This is a genomic window from Hyphomonas sp. CY54-11-8 (genome assembly GCF_000682735.1).
Lineage (GTDB): Bacteria > Pseudomonadota > Alphaproteobacteria > Caulobacterales > Hyphomonadaceae > Hyphomonas.
In genome coordinates, this window is sequence record NZ_AWFD01000036.1 from 35987 (window position 1) to 55560 (window position 19574).

Annotated in this window: 20 protein-coding genes; 18 read left to right on the forward strand and 2 right to left on the reverse strand. The window is 56.7% G+C overall.

Annotated elements, in window-relative coordinates:
* Window positions 1-101 precede the first annotated feature (101 nt).
* From HY17_RS16200 to HY17_RS16230, 7 genes are all read left to right on the forward strand, one after another.
* Window positions 102-1178 carry an amidohydrolase family protein gene (locus tag HY17_RS16200; RefSeq protein WP_034768578.1) on the forward strand — a complete coding sequence of 359 codons (1077 nt, stop codon included), beginning with the start codon at window positions 102-104 and terminating at the stop codon, window positions 1176-1178.
* 114 nt (window positions 1179-1292) lie between these two features.
* Window positions 1293-1988: a TetR/AcrR family transcriptional regulator gene (locus HY17_RS16205; RefSeq protein ID WP_051600226.1), complete on the forward strand. Its 696-nt coding sequence runs from the start codon at window positions 1293-1295 to the stop codon at window positions 1986-1988.
* Between the two features lie 161 nt (window positions 1989-2149).
* The gene (locus HY17_RS16210) at window positions 2150-3730 is read left to right on the forward strand and encodes an NAD(P)/FAD-dependent oxidoreductase (protein WP_034768580.1); all 1581 of its coding nucleotides are present in this window, start codon (window positions 2150-2152) and stop codon (window positions 3728-3730) included.
* A 28-nt stretch (window positions 3731-3758) separates the two neighbouring features.
* Complete coding sequence (locus tag HY17_RS16215) at window positions 3759-5039, forward strand: cytochrome P450 (RefSeq protein ID WP_034768590.1); 1281 nt, start codon at window positions 3759-3761, stop codon at window positions 5037-5039.
* Window positions 5040-5080: 41 nt separating this feature from the next.
* The gene (locus tag HY17_RS16220; protein WP_034768591.1) at window positions 5081-5437 is read left to right on the forward strand and encodes a hypothetical protein; all 357 of its coding nucleotides are present in this window, start codon (window positions 5081-5083) and stop codon (window positions 5435-5437) included.
* Window positions 5438-5671: 234 nt separating this feature from the next.
* Window positions 5672-6601 (forward strand): hypothetical protein, encoded by a 930-nt coding sequence (locus HY17_RS16225; RefSeq protein WP_233348843.1) that lies wholly within the window; start codon window positions 5672-5674, stop codon window positions 6599-6601.
* Window positions 6602-6609: 8 nt separating this feature from the next.
* The gene (locus HY17_RS16230; protein ID WP_034768593.1) at window positions 6610-7599 is read left to right on the forward strand and encodes an NADPH:quinone oxidoreductase family protein; all 990 of its coding nucleotides are present in this window, start codon (window positions 6610-6612) and stop codon (window positions 7597-7599) included.
* On the opposite strand, the gene HY17_RS16235 is transcribed toward HY17_RS16230, so the two are convergent.
* Both HY17_RS16235 and HY17_RS16240 read right to left on the reverse strand, forming a co-directional pair.
* Window positions 7596-8957: an MFS transporter gene (locus tag HY17_RS16235; RefSeq protein WP_197020299.1), complete on the reverse strand. Its 1362-nt coding sequence runs from the start codon at window positions 8955-8957 to the stop codon at window positions 7596-7598. The two genes, HY17_RS16230 and HY17_RS16235, sit on opposite strands and share 4 nt — an antisense overlap.
* An 88-nt stretch (window positions 8958-9045) precedes the next feature.
* On the reverse strand, window positions 9046-9873 hold the full coding sequence (locus HY17_RS16240) for an SDR family NAD(P)-dependent oxidoreductase (RefSeq protein ID WP_034768594.1): 828 nt from the start codon (window positions 9871-9873) through the stop codon (window positions 9046-9048).
* A gap of 190 nt (window positions 9874-10063) precedes the next feature.
* On the opposite strand from HY17_RS16240, the gene HY17_RS16245 reads away from it, so the two are divergent.
* From HY17_RS16245 to HY17_RS19690, 11 genes are all read left to right on the forward strand, one after another.
* The gene (locus tag HY17_RS16245; RefSeq protein WP_034768596.1) at window positions 10064-11368 is read left to right on the forward strand and encodes an amidohydrolase family protein; all 1305 of its coding nucleotides are present in this window, start codon (window positions 10064-10066) and stop codon (window positions 11366-11368) included.
* A 128-nt stretch (window positions 11369-11496) separates the two neighbouring features.
* Window positions 11497-12267: an enoyl-CoA hydratase/isomerase family protein gene (locus tag HY17_RS16250; RefSeq protein WP_051600228.1), complete on the forward strand. Its 771-nt coding sequence runs from the start codon at window positions 11497-11499 to the stop codon at window positions 12265-12267.
* Between the two features lie 49 nt (window positions 12268-12316).
* Window positions 12317-13225 (forward strand): 3-hydroxyacyl-CoA dehydrogenase, encoded by a 909-nt coding sequence (locus HY17_RS16255; protein ID WP_034768600.1) that lies wholly within the window; start codon window positions 12317-12319, stop codon window positions 13223-13225.
* Window positions 13222-14394, forward strand: coding sequence for a thiolase family protein (locus HY17_RS16260; protein WP_034768602.1), 1173 nt, complete (start codon window positions 13222-13224; stop codon window positions 14392-14394). Before HY17_RS16255 ends, HY17_RS16260 begins: the two co-directional genes overlap by 4 nt.
* 54 nt (window positions 14395-14448) lie before the next feature.
* Window positions 14449-15120 carry an SDR family NAD(P)-dependent oxidoreductase gene (locus tag HY17_RS16265; protein WP_034768604.1) on the forward strand — a complete coding sequence of 224 codons (672 nt, stop codon included), beginning with the start codon at window positions 14449-14451 and terminating at the stop codon, window positions 15118-15120.
* Between the two features lie 79 nt (window positions 15121-15199).
* Window positions 15200-15436, forward strand: coding sequence for a hypothetical protein (locus HY17_RS20040; RefSeq protein WP_233348844.1), 237 nt, complete (start codon window positions 15200-15202; stop codon window positions 15434-15436).
* Between the two features lie 104 nt (window positions 15437-15540).
* A complete protein-coding gene (locus HY17_RS16275) occupies window positions 15541-15987 on the forward strand; it encodes an NAD(P)H-dependent oxidoreductase subunit E (protein ID WP_197020300.1) in 447 nt (148 codons plus the stop codon).
* Between the two features lie 69 nt (window positions 15988-16056).
* Window positions 16057-17216, forward strand: a protein-coding gene (locus HY17_RS20045; RefSeq protein ID WP_233348845.1) for an IS3 family transposase whose coding sequence is annotated in 2 segments (ribosomal slippage) — window positions 16057-16318 and window positions 16318-17216 — 1161 coding nt in all. Because the reading frame shifts where the segments join, the coding sequence is not laid out codon by codon here.
* Between the two features lie 23 nt (window positions 17217-17239).
* Window positions 17240-17590: a hypothetical protein gene (locus tag HY17_RS16290; protein ID WP_197020301.1), complete on the forward strand. Its 351-nt coding sequence runs from the start codon at window positions 17240-17242 to the stop codon at window positions 17588-17590.
* 261 nt (window positions 17591-17851) lie between these two features.
* A complete protein-coding gene (locus HY17_RS20050) occupies window positions 17852-18679 on the forward strand; it encodes a DNA -binding domain-containing protein (RefSeq protein WP_081813207.1) in 828 nt (275 codons plus the stop codon).
* A 50-nt stretch (window positions 18680-18729) separates the two neighbouring features.
* Window positions 18730-19554 (forward strand): DUF2285 domain-containing protein, encoded by an 825-nt coding sequence (locus tag HY17_RS19690; RefSeq protein WP_051600230.1) that lies wholly within the window; start codon window positions 18730-18732, stop codon window positions 19552-19554.
* Window positions 19555-19574 lie beyond the last annotated feature (20 nt).

The window sequence follows — 19574 nt, forward strand, 5'->3', positions numbered from 1 at the left end:
TCAAACTATTTATTGAACACTTATGCCTTTATTGACTAATTTTATCGATTGGGCCACGATACGCTTAATCAATTTCGCTTATCCTCGTCACGGAGATCATCATGCTTATCGACCTTCACGCGCACGCGCCCCTGCCCGGTTACTACAATCAGCATCCGCACTGGGGACCGTTCTTCGAGAAGCACCCGGACGGAGACGTTAAACTGCGGGTTGGTCACTGGATTCTGACGCTCGGCTCTCCGGAACGCAGAGCGTTGGTCAAGGCTGGCAAGGCGCCGTCAGTTGAGGAGTATTTTGCCGGCTGGGCCAATGCCGAAAACCGCCTCGCGAAAATGGATGCAGCCGGACAGGACGCTCAGGTCGTTTCAGTGCCGTCGCATTGCTACATGTATTGGGCGGAAGAAGAATTTGCCATTCCGTATGCGCGGAAGGTCAACGACGTCACGCGAGAATATTGCGATCAGCAACCTGATCGCCTGTTCGGATGGTGCACGGCGCCGCTCCAGAATCCCGTGGCTGCGGCTGCCGAGATCCGGCGAGCCTGCACAGAACTCGACATGAAGGGCCTGGTGGCCGGCGGCTCGAATTTCGGCGGCCTCGAGTTTGACGACCCGGCCATGGACCCTGTTTGGGAAGCGTTGTGTGATGTCGATCTGCCGATGTTCATCCACGGTTACAATCAGTCGGTGACCTGGGGCGAGGATGCCAATACCGACCGGTACGAAACGACTGCGATTGTCGGTATGCAGTATGACGAAACCAAATGCTTCTGGTACATGATCAATGGCGGCGTTTTCGACAGATTTCCGAACCTGAAAGTGTACATCACGCATGGCGGCGGATACGTGCCCTACCAACTGGGCCGGCTGAACGCGACGAACCGCAATCTGGATACCTATCACAATAAGAAAGACATGGTGGACTATCTGCCAAATTTTTATTTTGACCTTGAATTGCATGAACCGGTCATGCGGCAGGCTGTCCTTGAACTGATCGGCGCCGACCGGCTTCTCTACGGCTCGAATTTTGGTGGATCCGACGCCGTCCGGCACGATCTAACTGATGGCCTCAAGATTTCCAGTGAAGACCTGGAGAAGATCCGCTGGAAGAATGCTGCCGAGCTTCTGCGGATAGATGTCAGCAAGATGGGCCGGGCACGTCAGGTCGAAGCGGCATGACAGATGCATGGGCAAACTATGAATTCTTGCACGTAAGGTCCAGTTTCCGCTTTAATATCAAGCCGAATACCTCCAATTTCAAGCCATCAGGCTACTCATGAGGCTTCCTGAGTTATGACAGACGCTTTATCTGACGACGATGCGGGACGCGGCAGCTTTTCGGCAGCCAACGCCGACGATCATACTGAAATCAAGGCTCGCGTTAGAAATGTCGTCAAAGACCAACCGACGCGGCCTGACCCACGATCGGAACGAACCGTCGAGCATATTCTTCAAGCGACGTTCAAGCTACTGCGCGAAGGCGGAAGCGAAAAACTGACAATCCGGTCTGTCTGCAACGAGGCAGAGATTTCGCGCGGCACCTTCTATCGCTATTTTGAATCCAAAGAAGACCTTATGGATTCAGCAACCCGCTATCTACGCGATCAGACGGATGCGGGCGTTTATGCATCTGTGGAGGGGCTCGAAGACCCGATCGAGCGATTCCAGAAGTTTCTCGACTTTGCGTTGGACAATCCGGGCACACGGAGTTCATCCCGGCTGCTCGATACCGAGCCTGAATTCATCCTCAGATATTTCAGAGAGAATTTTTCTCATTTCAAGAACCGACTGTCCCGCGCGCTCGAGCCTGTCTATGACAGCTGGGAAAGTGAGCTTGGGGCGGAAATCGATCGAGAGCTCGTCTCGGAGCTTTTCGTCCGGTTTGCCCTCAGCGCGACACTTGTGCCGATCGACCGGGATCGAAAGAATATGGCGCAGGAGCTAAGACGCCTTGCACGCCTTATTCGCACGGCACCCAAAAAGGAATAGTCGTTAGCGATTTGCCGTTTCGGTGCCGGTGGGTTTGACCCCGAGTCAAACGAAACAGCCCGTCGTCACGTTGGCATTGGCGACGAATTCCATACGGTAGCCCTCCAGAACAGCGCGCGCGAGTTCAGATAACAGCCAGTGTCAAATTGGCGGGAGGAACAATGAATACGTCGTCAGGGTCATATGATGCGGTCATCGTAGGCGGCGGCCATAACGGCCTCGTTGCGGGCTGCTTTCTGGCCCGCGAAGGATACAAACCTGTAATCCTCGAAGCACGTCACAAGATCGGCGGTATGGCATCATCGGAATATGCCATTCCGGAAGCGCCCCAACATTTGATTCATCCTTGCGCAATCGAGCTGGCATCCCTTCGCGGTGGGACGATCCCTCAGGATCTGGAACTCGAGCGTCATGGCTTCAGGATGATTGAGTGCGATCCGGCCTACGCCTACCTGCACACCGATGGATCATCGCTCTGCTTTTTCCGTGACGTGCAACGGACGGCTGACGAAATTCGAAAATACTCGGAAAAAGACGCCCAATCCTATTTCCGCTTCGTACAAACCCTCGGTGCGCTGGCCAGCATCGTCGGCCCCATCATGAAAGCGGATCCGACCCGGATGGGGTTCAAGACGGTTTATACCGCCGCCCGCAACGCACTGAAGAACAGGAAGCTGAAAGGTGACCTGATGGCGTTTTTGACCGGTTCAGCTGCCCAAGTTGCCGAGGAGTATTTTGAGCATATTGCTGTCCGTTCTGCTGTCGCCGGGTTTGCCGGCGGCGCTGGCCCGATCGACAGGGATTCCAGCTCGCTCGGCTTTCTGTTGTTCGCCATTCTGCATTCAACCGGATTTGGGCGGGTCGAAGGCGGTATGCAGCAATTGTCGAACGCGCTCGCTTCGCGCTTCGAAGAACTTGGCGGGACGATCATCAAGGATGCCAAGGTCGAGGAAATCATCTCGGAAGGTAAGACCGTTCGCGGTGCCCGCACAACGGATGGCAAAATCTATTCGGGCAAGGTGGTCATTGGTGCCTGCCACCCTCTCGTTACCATGAACCTTGTCACTGAGGGGGAAATGGACCCTCAGCTCATGACTCGGGTGCGTCACGCTCCGCGGGCGGCTCACGGTTCCTCGCCTTTCCGCATGGACCTCGCTCTGAACGGCCGGGTTAAATGGGAACACCACCAGAAAGAGCGCAAGGATGGAATCGATCTTCGTGTGCCGACAGTTATGATCGGGACCATCGACGATGCGGTCGGGAATTTCCAAGCGGCAAGCCGGGGCGAGTTGCCATCCAAGCCCTACAGCTGGTTCACGACAACAACCGGCGCCGACCCAAGCCAGGCTCCCGATGGGCAAGACGTCCTCTATTTCTACCCCGTCGCCTGGCCCGCTCGCCCGAGGGATGGCTGGGCCATTGCCCGACCGAAATCGGCAGAGGTTTGCATGGACTGGGCACGCAGCATTTTTCCGGACATCGATTCAAAAGTTATTGGTATACGGATTGAATCTGCCGACGAACTTGAGCGACGCCTGAACGTGCCTGGTGGCAGCTTCGTGCATACCGATGTGACCCTACTGCGATCCGGTTCAATGCGTCCGGCAGCGGGCCTTGCCGGCGACCTACCAGTATCCGGCCTAATTTTCGGCTCTGCCGGCGGTCCGGGCGGAGGGGGTGTCTCGGGCGTTCCCGGTACAATCGCGGCGAACCGCGCCATCCGCCACCTCAAGAAACACTAATCAAACTGCCTCCACGGAGATCCATATCATGCCCTTTGCCGACCATTCAGATGCCCTCGAAAGAGCATACAGGGACCTGTCCGCAAACTATCGCGGTATGGATGTCGACATCTACGAGATCTGCAAGGAGAAGCGCCAGACAGAGCCCGTCATGAAAGGCGATTTCATGCGCTGGCTGAAGGTGCCCACGCATGCTGACGTTCGTCAGAAGTTCGAGACCTTTGCCGTGTTCAAATATGAAGACAATCGCAAGGTCCTTGCAGACGCTAAAACGTTCACCAGCGGTTTCATCCGGGATGGGCTCGGGTCGTTTTTCGGCGGCGACGGTCTCATCATCCTGGCCATGGACGGTGAAGAGCACAAGAAGACCCGCTCACTTCTCCAGCCTGTCTTCATGCCGGCAAATGTGAACAAGTTCAAAGCGGAAATGGATCGTTGCGCGCGCGAGGACTTCCTGAACCATATTGTCGACGACAAGAAGGCCAATCTGATGAATTTCGGCCTCTATTATCCGGTCCGTATCATCTACCAGTTGATGGGCTTTCCGCAGGAGGCGACAGGCAAGTTTTATGACTATGCGGCGATGGGTCTGAAGATCCTGGCCGGGCAGAAGCTCGACCCAGCCGAAGCCGAGAAGGCACGCGAGGAAGCCAACGCGGTCTCAGGAGGATTGCTGGATCTTGTTGTCGACCAGGTGGCCCAGCGTCGGGCTGAAGGCTCTGATAACAATGACCTCATTTCCCAGCTCGTCCGCGCGGCCCATGAAGGCGAGCAACTGACCGATCACGAGATTGCAACCTTCCTTCGGTCGCTGGTGGCAGCCGGCGGCGAAACGACGTCGCGCACCTTTAGCTCGACCATGACACTTCTCCTCCAGCGGCCCGAACTCCTTGACCGCGCCCGAAATGAACGCAGCCTCATTCCTGCAATCATCAATGAAGCGATCCGGTTCGAACCTGTCGCCACGGTCAAGGTACGCCAAGCCGCCGTGGACACGGAGATCGGCGGGGTCAAGATTCCCGCGGGCTCAATGGTTCAGTGCATCGTGGCCTCAGCCAATCGCGACGAAGCGGTGATGGAACGACCAGATGAATTTGACCCGGACCGCAAGACACCGATGAGTTTCACATTTGGCTTCGGTCCTCACATGTGTATCGGCCAGTTCATCGCCAAGCTGGAACTCGAAGCTGCGATCAACGCAGTCTTCGACCTGCTTCCCAATATCCGTCTCGACCCCGACAAACCGGCGCCGGAAATCAAGGGCGGTCACCTGCGAGGCGCAGGCGATGTGTATGTCATCTGGGACTGAGCGATCAAACACCACACACCAACGTAAACGGGACACATGCCATGAGCGCTCCGGATAACGACCCCTATACCAGCTTCATTCATGCGCAGGTGAGCGCCTGGAACAACGGGGACAAAGAGGCCTTTCTGGCCGCCTACAAATCAATTGCGCCGGGCAAGCTGACAATCGAATATGTTGGCCGGACTCCCCCGACGGATGGATGGGCGGTGCTTGAGCAGATGTGGACGAATACCAACGCAATCGTGAACATCGAGGAATGTGTGCTGATTGCGAACGGCAACGAAGTCGCCTGCCACAACCGCAACCACATGCCATCTCGCGATATGACCATCGAAACGATTGAAGTCTATTCATTCAATGGCGAAGATCTCGCCATAAGATATTTCGTAAAACAATAGATGCCGCGCTCCGCTCGGCAGGAAGGCCACTAAGTCATGACGCAACGACTCAAAGTCATGGTCTGGGGGCCAGGAAAGCTTGGCAGTATAGCAATCTGGGAAATCCTCCAGAACCCGGCATTTGAACTGGTCGGGGTCGGCGCGTATTCAGACCGCAAGCAAGGTGTTGATGTTGGCGCCCTGCTCGGACTGCCCGACATCGGACTGCTTGCAACCACGGACCGCAAGCGCCTGATGGGCGAACACGCCGATTGCATCATCTACACCGCGCATGATCGCGGCACCTATCACACGGACGAGGAAATCCTCGAATTGCTCGCAAACGGCCATAATGTCATTACGCCTTTGCCGTACCAGAACGCCCATCTGTTTCGCGAAGAGGCCTTCACCGAAAAACTGCACGCGGCGTGCCGAAAGGGACAATCGGTCTTTCATGCCACTGGGATTGATCCGGATGTTGTCAGCGACAGGGTTTTGATGTCACTGACCGGTCTTTGTACCGACATTCAGTCGATTACCATGCAGGAATATTGGAATTGCGGATCCGCCAATCCCGATTCGCTCAAAATGGTCGGGTTCGGGGACACTCCGGAACAGGCAGAGTCCAAGGAGCTGCCGGCTAGAGTTGCTGAGAATTTTCTGCGATCAATCGGCGCGACAGCTGAAAAAGTTCTCGGGCGACCGTTTGATGATATCCGGCTCGTTCATGAATACATCAGAGCGCCGCATGATCTCGCCACTGCCTTGCCTATCCGGGCCGGCCAGGTGGCCCGCATTGCGCACCGGATCGAGGGATACATTTCCAGTAAACCATCAGCACCATTCTTCGCTGTTGAGTACAACTGGCTGATGGATGATGTCATGCTGCCTCAAACCGTTCGGCCGGGGCAGTATTACCAGATCGAGATCGAAGGGCGCCCTTCAATCAGGGCCAGCATCGACTTGAAGACCTCACTGGAAAGCGAAGCCCCTTTCTATGACGTTGGTTCGATGAAATCCGAACCGAGCTATCACGCGACCATCGCCCCTTGCCTGCAAGCGGTCACGCATGTCTGTCGCGCCGGGCCTGGAATCCTGCCATCGTTCGGCCCGGGCCTGCATTGGACACATGACTATGCCAGCCCGGTATCTGATGTGGATGCAGTTGTGAACACCCGAACATAAGGCAAACGATGACTGACCATGTTGCGGTTCGCGGTGACGCTCTGGGCGCCCCGGAAGACTATGATCTCGTTTCCTTCGATCCGGGTATGCCGGGACCAGGAAATGTCCGGTTCCGCATCAGGGCAGCGGCTGTCAATTTTGTCGATGTCCTGGTTGCCAGCGGTCGCTATCAGGTGAAACCTCCGACACCCTTCATTCCGGGGGCCGAATGCGCAGGCGAAGTCGAAGCCGTCGGCGAAGGCGTGACAGGACTAGCGCCCGGCGACCGCGTGTTTACGAGCCGAATGGGCGGCGGCGCCTTTGCCACTGCATCAATTGCACGAGCCGAAGAACTGATTCCCTATCCAGACACGTTGAGTTTCGAGGAGGGCGCAACATTCAAGGTCAGTTTCACCACCGCCTACCTCGCACTTGTGGATCGAGCAGGTCTCAAGCCGGGCGACACCGTGCTGGTGCTTGGGGCTGCTGGTGGGGTGGGTCATGCTGCCGTGCAGATAGCCAAGGCGCTCGGGGCACACGTCGTTGCTTCGGCCTCTACAGAAGAAAAACGTGCGCTCGTCCGAACGGCTGGTGCCGATCATGTTCTCGACTCCCGGTCCGCGACCTGGCGAGACGACCTGAAACATGTGCTCGACGGCAAGGCGCTGGACATTGTCGTCGATCCAGTCGGCGGTGAGGCAACAGAACCCGCCTTCCGTTCTCTCGGCTGGCGCGGTCGCCATCTGGTTATCGGTTTTGCGGGCGGATCGATTCCGAAAATCCCGACCAACCTTGCTCTTGTCAAAGGCATCTCCCTTGTCGGTGTCGATATCCGCCAATTCATGCTGTTTGAGCCGGACGCGGCAGCTCGAAACATCGCTCGGTTGTTCGACCTACACCAGCAACATGGCATCAAGCCGCATATAGGCAGACAGTTCGCGCTTTCCGATTTCGCCGCTGCCATGAACCTGGCCGCATCCGGCTCATGCACCGGACGCATTGTTCTCAATATGGACTAGCTTGCCGAACCACGGAATGCATCGAGCGTTCGCTGATAAGGTCCAAGGCCGGTCAGGCACAGGACAAATCCAATCGCTGCGATGGGCGTGCAGGCCAATGACAAGGCATAGGGCAGTGCCTCATCGCTCTTGAAGACAAAGTCTGTCGCCAGCGCCACAATTGTCGGACCCAGACCAATGCCGAACAGTCCGCCAATCAGAAGATAAATCGCAATTGCCTGGCCGCGCATACGGTTTGGCGTAATCTCCTGAACCACCGCGGGAGCAGCCGCCTGCGCAATCGCTGCTCCGCCGACGAGACAGCCAAGCATCAGAAGTGTCGTTTGCGGTGTTGGCCCGAGCGGCCACAGCGCAGCCATCGGCAACAGGATAACCCAGCCGACCAGCGTCACACGAAGGCGAGCGGCCTTGACGTTCCTGGCTCTCCAACGATCAGACAGAAAGGCGCTGATCAAGGTTCCGATCAGGCCCGACACAGCAATCATCATACCGAGTGTGAATCCGATCTCGACGCGCTGCATGTCGAACCGGCGTTCGAACAGGGCCGGCGCCCAGGCCAAGGCACCATAGCCGACAACGGCAATTGTGGCCGGGTAAACCAGTACACGTGCATATGTTGAAATGTTTCGGCGCAGATAGGAGACAAACTCCGCGATTGATCCTTGCTTCGCTCTCATTTCAAGGGCCGCATCATCGCGCCGCTTCGGTTCCTTGACCGCCAGGAGCGTCGCAACAAGAACAAACCCGGGGGCACCGGCAACCAGGAACGCGACGCGCCATTGGTCCATGTGCCCAATCCCCGGCAAAAAGACGCCGGAAGGATCAACCAGTTTGAAGATGAGCCCGCCGAGCAGAAGCGATGCGCCTGAACCAATCGCTAACGAGACATAGTAGACACCGAGCGCGCGCCCCCGCCTGTCCGGCGCGACATAGTCCGAAATGATGGAATAGGCCGCCGGTGCAAGTACGGCTTCGCCGATGCCGACCCCGACCCGACAAATCAACAGATCCCTGAAGCTGCCGGCGAAGCCGGACGCGATCGTCATCGCACTCCAGACAATCAGGCCAAATACGATCAGGTTGCGCCGGTGCGTGCGATCAACCAGGCGACCAAGCGGTATGCCCGCCAATGTATAAACAAGGGCAAACGCGTAGCCCTGCAGAAAACTAAATCCGGTATCCGAAATACCGAATTCGGCGCGAATAGGCTGTACGAGCAGCGCGGGCAATTGACGGTCGAGCTGGGAAAACAGCGTGACGGCAAACAGCACGGCAACGACGAACCAGCCATAGGCTTGGGATGGATAGGCCTCGTTCGGTTCCATGGATTGCTGTTGACTGATCTTGGGATCACGCATGCCTATCTCCAGGCAGGGTGCATCGCGAATCGGGCATTCGGCAAGGTTCTCAATGTTGGAAGAAATTGTCTGTCGTCACCTGCGGGGCTTACATCTCGTTGAGACCGGACCGGGACATGAAGTTGATCATGTCGTTCATGGTCGGCGTATGCGCGGAAAAACCACCATCGGCGACGATCGTTTGTCCCGTGATTGCAGAGGCGGCATCGCTTGCCAAAAACGCGACAACATCAGCAATGTGCCTGGGCTCGAGCTTGTAGGGCACGAGATTGTGCCTCACCAGAATATCGACGACTTCCGGCAGAGTTGATTTGGAGGCGTCCTGCGGCGGCAAATAGCCAATCTGGACGGCATTCGCCCGTACACCGCGCTTGCCATATTGTGCAGCCAGCGACTTGGCGAGCATCATCAGGGCAGCTTTCGACGCTGCATAGGCCGAACGGGTAATTTCGCCCTGAAAGCCCATGCCCGAGGAAGCCAGCACGATACTTCCAGCTTTGCGTTCCAGCATGTCCGGGAGCACATGCTTGCAGCACAACATCGCGCCCTTGAGATTGACCGCCATCGCCCGGTCCCAGATCTCAGGATCCATCGAGATAACGTCGCGGTCGTGCTGCTGCATTTCAAGATCAAGGGCGGCCGCATTCGCGTAAAGAATATCGACCCTGCCGAAAACATCCTTCGCTTCATCGACCATCGCCTTGACCGAAGCCTCGTCGACCACGTCAACCTGTACGGCGTGCGCTTCAAGACCGTCGGAGTTCAGGCCTTCTGCGACCTTCCGCGCAGCATCAATACTGATGTCGGCAATCACGACCTTGGCGCCCATGTCACCAAGAGCTAGCGCTGATGCTCGGCCAATACCGCCCGCCCCGCCGGTTATAACTGCCACGCGCCCCAGAAGGCTGTTCGCCATAATATTCCTCCCTGTCTTCCGCACCCATCAAACCTGATTTTGACAAGTTAGCAGAAAATATGTATTGAACACTATATGCTTTTTTGTATAAAAAACTATATGACATCTCACGCGGATCGCAACAGGTTTTTGAGTATCCGATTGTGAACGTGACGAGGGACCCGGACAAAATCCTCTGGAGGAGACAGACATGAATATGGAAGACATGATTCTTGTGAGCGTGGACGATCATGCGATCGAGCCACGAGGCGCCTTTGACCGGCACATGCCGGCAAAATTCAAAGGCCAGGCTCCCCAGAACAAGAATATTGATGGCCGGGATGTCTGGGTCTTCGACGGCAAGGCCTGGGGCTATATGGGGCTCAATTCAGTCGTGGGGCGTCCAAAAGAAGAATACGGAATGGAACCTCTGAGCTACGACCACATGCGGTCAGGCACACACAATGTGAAGGACCGCGTGGACGATATGAATGCCAATGGCATTCTCGGGTCCCTCTGTTTTCCGACGTTTCCTGGCTTCGCAGGCCAGAAATTTCAGGCCCACCCCAACCGCGAGCTCTCACTCGCTGCGCTGCAAGCTTATAATGACTGGCATGTCGAGGACTGGTGCGGCGCCGCACCGGGCCGCTTCATTCCGATGATTATGGTGCCCATGTGGGATATTCAGGCCGCCGTTGCTGAAGTGAAGCGTCATGTGAAAAATGGTGTTCACGCCATCACCTTCCCGGACAATCCAGCCATGCTGGATTATCCGTCCATCCACAATGAATACTGGGATCCGCTCTGGAAGGTCTGCGCCGACAACAAGGTCGTGATCAACTGCCATATCGGCACCGGGACACACGCGCCGCACGCATCTGATGAATCGCCGATTGACGCATGGATCACTTCGATGCCGATTTCGATCGCCAATTCGGCGGCCGACTGGATCTGGGGACCGATGTGGAAGAAATATCCGGACCTGCGCATGGCCCTATCCGAAGGCAGCATCGGCTGGATTCCCTATCTGTTGGAGCGCGCGGATTTCACTACGGCGCACCACGAAGCCTGGACCCATGCCAGCTTTGACGGTGAAAAGCCGAGTGACGTGTTCAAACGTCACATCATTACCTGTTTCATCGAGGACAAGTTTGGCCTGCATAATCTCGAATACATGAACGAAGATATGGTTTGTTGGGAGTGTGACTATCCGCACTCTGACTGTACCTGGCCGTATTCGCCAGAGTCGGCTTGGGATAGTGTAAGTCACCTGACAGACGAGCAGATCAACAAGGTCACTCACCTGAACACCATGCGCGAGTATTCCTATGATCCGTTCAGCATTTTTGAACGGGCGGAATGCACGGTCGGTGCCCTGCGTCGGAAAGCTGCGCACGTTATCATCGAACCGCGAAGCCTTGGCGGCGCCAAGCCTGAAGGTCAGGGAGAGCGGATCGTCACCTCTGGTGATATCAACAGGATGTTTGCGGCAGCAAGTGCAGAGTCGGCACTCTAGGACTTTCGTACCACGAGCAAACGAGAGGAACCCGGCGCAGTCCTTGCGCCGGATTCCCACAGGGTACGAGCGACAAACATGCCGCGTCCGGCCTCTTCCCCTTGAACAGCCGAAGAACAGGTTCGAACATGACAATAGGCATTGAGCGATTTGATGGGGTCGCACTTCTGGAACTTCGCCGGCCGGATCAGATGAACGCAATCAACGATGCGATGCGGACCGGCGTGCCTAGGGCCTTGCGAGACCTTGATAGTGATCCGGATGTTCGGGCGATTATCGTCGCTGGAAGCGGAACCCGCGGGTTTTGTGTCGGAGCCGATATCAAGGAGTTCCGTGAAAAGGAAAGTGCCATCGATTTCAGGAAACGGCAGAAAGCCTCAGCCTGGATCGAATCCTTTGACACCGTATCCAAACCTCTAGTCGCGGCCCTGCATGGATACTGCTTCGGAGGCGGAATCGAGATCGCGCTCGCCTGCGATATTCGAATTGCATCGAAAGACGCCATTTTTGCCTTGCCCGAAGTCAATCTCGGACTGATCCCCGGCGGGGGAGGCACGCAAAGACTGCCACGCATTGTCGGCGCCGGCCGCGCCCTCGATATCCTGATGACCGGAGACCGGATCTCAGCTGAAGAGGCCTACCGGATCGGTCTGGTCACGAGACTCAGCGAAGACCAAGAGAGCCTTCGCACGGACGCGCTGACGCTGGCGGCAAAACTTGCCGAAAAACCGCCAACGGCACTCGCCTATGTCAAAGAAACCGTACGCTCGGGCGGCGAACTTCCATTGAAGGCCGGCCTCGGTCTGGAACGGGACCTTTTCGCCCTACTCATGGATTCGGACGAACGCAGGGAAGCCGCCCTCGCATTCAAGGAAAAACGAAAGCCGAATTTCAGTTGATTCCTGCAAGGACAATCGATGGCTACGGAATAGGAGAGGAATACATCAAATGACTGACACCGCGGGCACGACGGTCACCGTTGCAGGAGCCGGCCTCATGGGAACCGGGATAGCGCATGTCTTCGCGCAGGCCGGATACAAGACCCACCTTTTCGACATTTCAAAGTCGGCCCTGGAAAAAGCCCGGGACAATATCGAGAAGAACCTGGCAGGCGGCGTTAAACGCGGCAAACTTGACGAAGCGACGGCGCAAAAGGCGCTCGAAAACATCTCACTGCATGACGGCCTTACCAATGCGGCGAAGGATGCAGCCCTGTTCATTGAAACGGTTGCGGAAAAGCTTGATCTCAAACAATCCATAATCTGTGAGGCAGAGAAAGTCGTCCGGCCGGATGCTCCGCTTGCCACCAACACTTCTGCCTTGTCAGTGACAGAAATCGGCACCGCGACATCAGACCCTTCGCGCGTTATCGGAATGCATTTTTTCAATCCCGTTCACATCATGAAACTGGTGGAGATTGTCGTCGGGATTTCGACCTCTCAAGAAACCATTTCCAGAACGCGGGCTTTTTCAGATGCGATCAGCAAGTCGTCGATACTTGTCAATGAAGCGCCTGGTCTGACAACGAGCCGGATGTCTGCCATGCTCGGCAATGAGGCCATGTGGATGCTGCAGGAAGGTACAGCCTCCGCTGAAGACATCGACACAGCGCTCAAGCTCGGCCTCAACCACCCCATGGGCCCCCTCGAACTCGGAGATCTGACAGGATGGGACACGCGTCTGTCGGCGCTTCGGTACCTACACTCAACTCTCGGCGACAAGTTCCGTCCCTGTCCGCTTATCATCAAGATGGTCGCCGCCGGCCGCTTTGGCCGGAAGGTCGGGCACGGCGTGTACAAGTATGAGAACGGACAGAAAGTATCAGGATCCGGCCTCAAGGGGAGCATGCTTCCATGACGCCCGCATATATTGTGGACGCCAAACGAACCCCGTCCGGGCGCCGGAGAGGAAGCTTCTCGTCAGTGCGAGGCGATCATCTCGGAGCCGTGGTGCTTCAGAGCCTGGTGTCCGAGACAGGCATTGACGCTGGCAGGATCGATGATGTCATCTTCGGCAATGTCACGCAAATCGGAGAGCAATCAGCCAATGTGGCGAGAACCGCTCTTCTATCGGCGGCTTGGCCCGCATCTGTGCCGGGCCTGACCATTGATCGCAAATGCGGCTCTGCAGAAGTCGCGGTCCACATCGCAGCGGGCTTCATTGCGGCCGGAAGCGGCAACCTGATGGTCGCAGGTGGCGTTGAGAATATGACCCGGGTACCCATGGGCTCAAACCGAGACCTTCATGGCGATGCCATCGGCTTCAAGATTCTCGACCAGTACGACATCGTGAATCAGGGCGAAGCGGCCGAGCGGATTGCGGACAAATGGGCAATCAGCAGACACGAGCTCGATGCGTTTTCTGTCGAAAGCCAGAAGCGCGCTGGCGCGGCGGCCGCAAACGGATGGTTTGATCGCGAAATCGTTCCGGTAGACCTCGCCCAGTGGGCCGAAAAAGACGCAGACCTGACAGGGCTTTCCCGGCTCAAGGTCGACGAAACGATCCGTGTCGACACGAGCGTGGAAAAACTCGCGTCCCTGAAAACCAGTTTCCGGGAAGACGGAAGGATCACCGCCGGCAATTCCTCCCAGATTTCCGACGGTGCGGCCGGCATTCTGATTGCCTCGGAGATAGCAATTCAGACTCACGGATTGACGCCCCGCGCCCGCATCAGGGCGTTCACATCTGTCGGCTCCGACCCAAAACTCGTGCTCACCGGGCCACTAAATGCTACACGCTCCGTTCTCGAGAAGGCAAGCCTTACGCTTGAGGACATTGATCTGTTCGAAGTGAATGAAGCGTTTGCCTCGGTTCCGATCATGTGGATGAGAGAATTCGGCATTTCTCATGAAAAACTGAACGTGAATGGCGGCGCGATCGCGCTCGGCCATCCCTTGGGAGCATCCGGGGCCCGCGTCATGACCACCTTGCTGCATGAGCTCGAAAGACGAGACCTGACATTCGGAATGCAAACTTTCTGCTGCAATGGCGGAATGGGCACTGCCTGCATCATTGAGCGAGTTTAAGCTCGGCCCGACCGCCAACGGGAGTCAAAGGTCGCTGTCGAACAGGAGTATTCAATGACAGTAATTGTGACGGGCGCTGCAGGTGTTCTAGGCGGTGCGGTGTGCAAACACCTCACGACGCAGAAGCAGCAGGTTATTGGGGTGGATCTTGTGGCTCCAGGGAATGATCTTAAGGGGCTCAAATCGATCATCGTTGGCGTCGACCTGACAAAGACCGAAGCGGTTGAGGCCGCCATTGCTCGACACATTTCCCCAGACGAAGAGATCGACGGTCTGGTGAACATTGCCGGTGGCTTTGTCTGGATCCCAACGCGCGATGCAGACACGGAGACTTGGGCCAAAATGCACGCCATGAATTTTCAGACCACATTGAATATGACCCGTGCCGTTTTGCCCAGGCTTAAACCCGGGCGAGGATCCATCGTGAATATCGGTGCATTCGCCGCGTTGAGGGCTGGCACAGGAATGGGACCTTATACTGCCTCTAAAGCTGCCGTTGCGAAGCTTACAGAGGCGCTGTCTGAAGAACTCAAGGCAGATCGAATTCGCGTAAACGCTATCCTTCCATCCATCATTGATACGCCAGCTAATCGAAAAGACATGCCCGACGCCGATTTCGCTTCCTGGGTTCGACCTCAAGAAATCGCCGAGGCAATCGGCTTTCTCCTATCTCCGAAGGCGAGTGGAGTTACCGGCGCACTTTTACCAGTTGTCGGGCGTGTCTAGTTTGGAAAAAAGATGGCCCGAGCTGAGATCGATTGTGCCCACCCGGGTGTTTTCAGACGAATGGATTGAAGTGAGTTTCTTGAGACTTCGGATCCTTCAGAATCTCGAAACCGTCAGCTTTCGTCGTCAGGTCGAAATTGAATATGGTGACACTCTTTCCTGTGGCGCACTGATCAACGCGACCGGCTCGCAGTCGGTACCCGGTGGCTGTGCCTGCGCAACCTGCCACGTCAATGTCGATGAAGCATTCATGGAAAAGGTTGACCGGCCGGTAGACATGGAACAGTCCAGGCTCGATTTCGCTAAGAATGTTTAGGCCATCCTGCCAGAACATTGTTTGGGACGATCTTGACGGTCTGGAGGTCACCACACCGGATAGCCAACACTAGCTGGCGGGATATAACAGTACGGCGCACTACAATGATCGCAATCAATTCCGAGGTGAAGTCGATGAGCACCATGAAAGAAATTCTTGACCGTCATCGGAACCGGCAGAGAGATCTTCTCCCGATACTTCACGATGTTCAGCGCCGATTTGGCCATATCAGCGAAGACGCAATGCGCGAAATTGCTGAACACCTGAATTTGACGCGGGCCGAAATCTACGGCGTCGTCACCTTCTACCATGACTTCCGCCTGCAGCCTGATAAAAAGAACCGCGTCAAGGTTTGTCACTCCGAAGCCTGCCAGGCGCGTGGCCTGAACGCGCTGCTTGCCCAAGTTGGGAATGAATTTCTTGATGCCATCGAGCCGGTCTATTGCCTTGGCTTGTGCTCGGCTGGGCCGGCCGCACTCACAAACGAAGGAATGGTTTGCGCACGGCTTGATGCAACTAAACTCGAAAACCTGATCGGCGGCCGGAAATGAGAATGGTCTGCACCCGAAAAAGTGGTCCGTTATTTGAGTTAGTCCCGGCTTCGATTATGGAGCTGAGGAATGGGCAAGAGAGCCAAACCTGAAGAAGTCATTGCGAAACTGCGGGAGGTGGAGGTTCGCCTTTCCCGTGGCGAGACGACGGGACAGGCCGTGCGTGCGATCGGGGTGACGGAACAGACCTACTATCGCAGGCGCAAGGAGTATGGCGGCCTGCAGGTCGACCAGGCCAAGCGGATGAAGGAATTGGAGAAGGAGAACCAGCGTCTGCGCCGGGCGGTCTCCGATCTCACCCTCGACAACCAGATCCTAAAAGAGGTTGCCCAGGGAAAGTTCTGAGCCCCTCCCGCAAGCGCGATGCGGTCGGTCATGTGGTGAAGGTTCTTGGCGTCTCCGAACGCCGGGCCTGCCGTGTGATCGGCCAGCACCGCTCGACCCAGCGCAAGGACCTCATCCACCGCGATGACGAGGACGCCCTGACGCGTGCGATCATCCGCCTGGCCGAACAGTTCGGCCGGCATGGCTATCGCCGGATCACGGCGCTCCTGAGGAACGAGGGCTGGCATGTGAACCAGAAGCGGGTCTATCGCATCTGGCGGCGAGAGGGGCTGAAAGTGCCGATGAAACAACCAAAACGTGGCCGTCTCTGGCTGAACGACGGCTCTTGCGTGCGGCTCCGGCCGGCGCACAAGGGGCATGTCTGGTCCTATGACTTCGTGCAGGACCGGACGCATGATGGCCGGGTGTTCCGTATGCTGTGCGTGATCGATGAGTATACACGGGAGTGTCTCACCATAAGGGTCAAGCGTAAGCTCAACTCGCGGGATGTCCTCGACACGTTGGGTGAGCTGTTCGTCCGGCATGGAGCGCCTGAGCATATACGTTCCGATAACGGCCCCGAGTTCATCGCGACATCGCTTCGGGACTGGCTTCAGCGCATCGGCGTGAAGACGCTCTACATCGAACCGGGAAGCCCCTGGGAAAACGGCTACTGCGAGAGCTTCAACTCCAAGCTCCGCGACGAACTGCTGGCGAGGGAAATCTTCTACGATCTCCGCGAGGCGCAGATCCTGATCGAGACCTGGCGCCAGCACTATAACACTGCCCGTCCGCACTCGTCGCTCGGATACCGGATTTTGGTGGCACGGCCAAGCGTATCCCGGAATCTATGCTTGTGGCGGCGCGCAAAGCTGGGGCAGCCGAAAGTCTGCTCGACAAGCTAAAGGACGTCTGGCTCGAAGACGGCATGAGTCACGAAAAGGCGAACCGGCTCAAGGAGTGGGCGCTCAGCAATGGCCATGCCCCCGTTCATGTCCAAGCTGCGAGCCTCGCCTTTTTCATTCTGGCCAACAATCCCGCCGAAAGCTGGGCAGCGATGGTTGATCGCACCATTCACATTCACGGCAAGTTTTACGGCGTGGACGACACCGGCGTGGAAGAGGCAATCGACTACGAGACAATTCTGCCACTGTTCCGGGACGGAGGCTTCAACGGCACTATTGTTTCCGAATGGGAAGGACACGCATACGATACGCGGGATGCCTTCCAGCAGGTGCGACGCCACCAGGCGATGTGCAAAAGAATTCTGACACTCTGACGGTAGAGGATCGATTGGTCTCCTGGCAAATTTCGTAAGCATCGAAAATTTGTCTCAGGAAGCGGGAGAATGCCCCCTCCCGCCGGTCGAGCAATTAGTCTGCCTCTCGAACTTTGCTTCATCATTTGAGTGGTTGCTGCCGCCAGCTGATGGTGGCTCGGACGGCCAGCGCTTTATTTAACTTTTGTCCTCTGTGTACAGACGTGTTCTGGCATAAACCTTGCGATGCCAGCACATGGGCTAAACTGTATACTTATTTCCTTGAGCAAACTACCTGATCATATCAGCGCCTACGACTATTGCTGGCTCCTCTCCGACAGCCGATGGGCGTGGGAGTTCCTAAGGCGAAATGAAAAGTTCCGGCTCGATTGGCAGCAGCGGCAACCAGATGATCTGAGCTTCATGCCGGCGTGCCATCAGATAACGCTCGTCCGGCCACGAACAGCACAAACATTGGCGGAACGCTGGGGTCTCGCATTCTTTCCGGATGCTAATGCCGATGGCCTCGAGGCCGACGTCTTCTGGTCCGGCGGCCTCTACCCCCGGCGGGTTCATACTCACATCACACCACGCGGTCAGAATGAGGTCTGCGAGATCTATGATCGCACGGTTGGTATCTGCCGTATCACTCACTTTACCGATATGGCAGGACGAGAACATCTGTTGCTGAAAGGTAATGGGTGCGTTATCCAGGTACTCTGCACCGGAATGTCGCTACTGGCGCGCGAGCCTGTGAAGCTGAGCTTCGTGATCGACAGCCTCGATGAATTCCAGGCCAAGCTTAAAACGCTGCAGCGAGCCCAGCGCGTCTATGACCCGCAAGCTGAAGCCGAGATTCCAGAATGGACGCGGCACTCCCTCGCACTCCGCAATGCCTTAGTCGCTCTGGACTGCCACGATGCTGGCAAGTCGTACTTCGATACGGCGGCGTTCACTTATGGGGAAGCGAGAGCTAGGGAGGCCTGGGACAGTCCGAGCCGCGCCATGAAGGACGAAATGAAGCGCGCCCTAGCTCGCGGTCGCGAGCTCCGCGATGGTGGCTATGCGTCCCTGCTCGGTCCTGTACAGAATGCGCTTGAATTAGCCTGAAGTTGAAACTGGCACCCTGCTTGCAGCACCTGCTGGCGGAGGATGCAGTCATGGCACTCACCGACGCAGAATACGTCCAGATATCCCTGGACGACTATGAATACACCTGTCGGCTGTCTCGTAGCCGCTGGGCCTGGGAGTTTCTGCGCCGAAACGCGGAATTCCGGCAAGCGGCCCTGTCGACCGACCAGTCCCACATTTCTGAAAAGCCAGCCTGTCACGGCATCCGGCTGCTTCGGCCACTATGCGACCAGATCGACGCTGAGAAATTTGGCCTGGTCTTTTTCCCCGACATAGATGCGAATGGCTATGACGCCGACGTCTTCTGGATCCCTGCACTTTACGCCCGCGCCCTGACCATGCAGGTCGTACCGCGTCATCAGAGCGAACGGGACGATATATTCGATCAGACGATCAATGTGTGTGAAGTGACCCACCTCACAGACCGCGTTGGCCGGGAATATCTGATGATCCGTGGGCATGGCCACAGTATTCAGGTTGCCTGTTCCGGGCTTTCACTGCTCAGCGTTGAGCCGGTCCGCATGAAACTGATAATCGACAATATCTCGAGCATGGACGAAACGCTCAAAGTCATCGGCCGCGCACAGCGCATTCTCGGCAAGGAAGATCCGAGCTTCAGCGAAACCTGGACCCGATCATCGCTTGCGTTTCGCAACGCGCTCATCGCGCTTGATGCGCATGAGGCCGGTCTTACCTATTTCGAAACCGCCGCCATCATCTATGGCGAAGATCGCGCGAATGAGGCCTGGCAAAGCGCCAGCCGCGCCATGAAAGATGAAATGCGCCGCGCCCTCGCGCGAGGCCGTGAGCTGCGCGATGGCGGCTACAGGGATCTCCTGACCGCACAGACCTGATAAGGTATCTGTCCTTGATC

What these genes read in the sequence shown, in the direction of transcription:
- HY17_RS16235 (WP_197020299.1), bottom strand. Translation starts at nt 8,957, where the DNA reads ATGCGTGATCCCAAGATCAGTCAACAGCAATCCATGGAACCGAACGAG.
- HY17_RS16250 (WP_051600228.1), top strand. Translation starts at nt 11,497, where the DNA reads ATGACAATAGGCATTGAGCGATTTGATGGGGTCGCACTTCTGGAACTT.
- HY17_RS16245 (WP_034768596.1), top strand. Translation starts at nt 10,064, where the DNA reads ATGAATATGGAAGACATGATTCTTGTGAGCGTGGACGATCATGCGATC.
- HY17_RS16210 (WP_034768580.1), top strand. Translation starts at nt 2,150, where the DNA reads ATGAATACGTCGTCAGGGTCATATGATGCGGTCATCGTAGGCGGCGGC.
- HY17_RS16230 (WP_034768593.1), top strand. Translation starts at nt 6,610, where the DNA reads ATGACTGACCATGTTGCGGTTCGCGGTGACGCTCTGGGCGCCCCGGAA.
- HY17_RS16290 (WP_197020301.1), top strand. Translation starts at nt 17,240, where the DNA reads ATGAGTCACGAAAAGGCGAACCGGCTCAAGGAGTGGGCGCTCAGCAAT.
- HY17_RS19690 (WP_051600230.1), top strand. Translation starts at nt 18,730, where the DNA reads ATGGCACTCACCGACGCAGAATACGTCCAGATATCCCTGGACGACTAT.
- HY17_RS16240 (WP_034768594.1), bottom strand. Translation starts at nt 9,873, where the DNA reads ATGGCGAACAGCCTTCTGGGGCGCGTGGCAGTTATAACCGGCGGGGCG.
- HY17_RS16205 (WP_051600226.1), top strand. Translation starts at nt 1,293, where the DNA reads ATGACAGACGCTTTATCTGACGACGATGCGGGACGCGGCAGCTTTTCG.
- HY17_RS16200 (WP_034768578.1), top strand. Translation starts at nt 102, where the DNA reads ATGCTTATCGACCTTCACGCGCACGCGCCCCTGCCCGGTTACTACAAT.
- HY17_RS16260 (WP_034768602.1), top strand. Translation starts at nt 13,222, where the DNA reads ATGACGCCCGCATATATTGTGGACGCCAAACGAACCCCGTCCGGGCGC.
- HY17_RS16225 (WP_233348843.1), top strand. Translation starts at nt 5,672, where the DNA reads ATGGGCGAACACGCCGATTGCATCATCTACACCGCGCATGATCGCGGC.
- HY17_RS16220 (WP_034768591.1), top strand. Translation starts at nt 5,081, where the DNA reads ATGAGCGCTCCGGATAACGACCCCTATACCAGCTTCATTCATGCGCAG.
- HY17_RS16255 (WP_034768600.1), top strand. Translation starts at nt 12,317, where the DNA reads ATGACTGACACCGCGGGCACGACGGTCACCGTTGCAGGAGCCGGCCTC.
- HY17_RS16265 (WP_034768604.1), top strand. Translation starts at nt 14,449, where the DNA reads ATGACAGTAATTGTGACGGGCGCTGCAGGTGTTCTAGGCGGTGCGGTG.
- HY17_RS16275 (WP_197020300.1), top strand. Translation starts at nt 15,541, where the DNA reads ATGATCGCAATCAATTCCGAGGTGAAGTCGATGAGCACCATGAAAGAA.
- HY17_RS16215 (WP_034768590.1), top strand. Translation starts at nt 3,759, where the DNA reads ATGCCCTTTGCCGACCATTCAGATGCCCTCGAAAGAGCATACAGGGAC.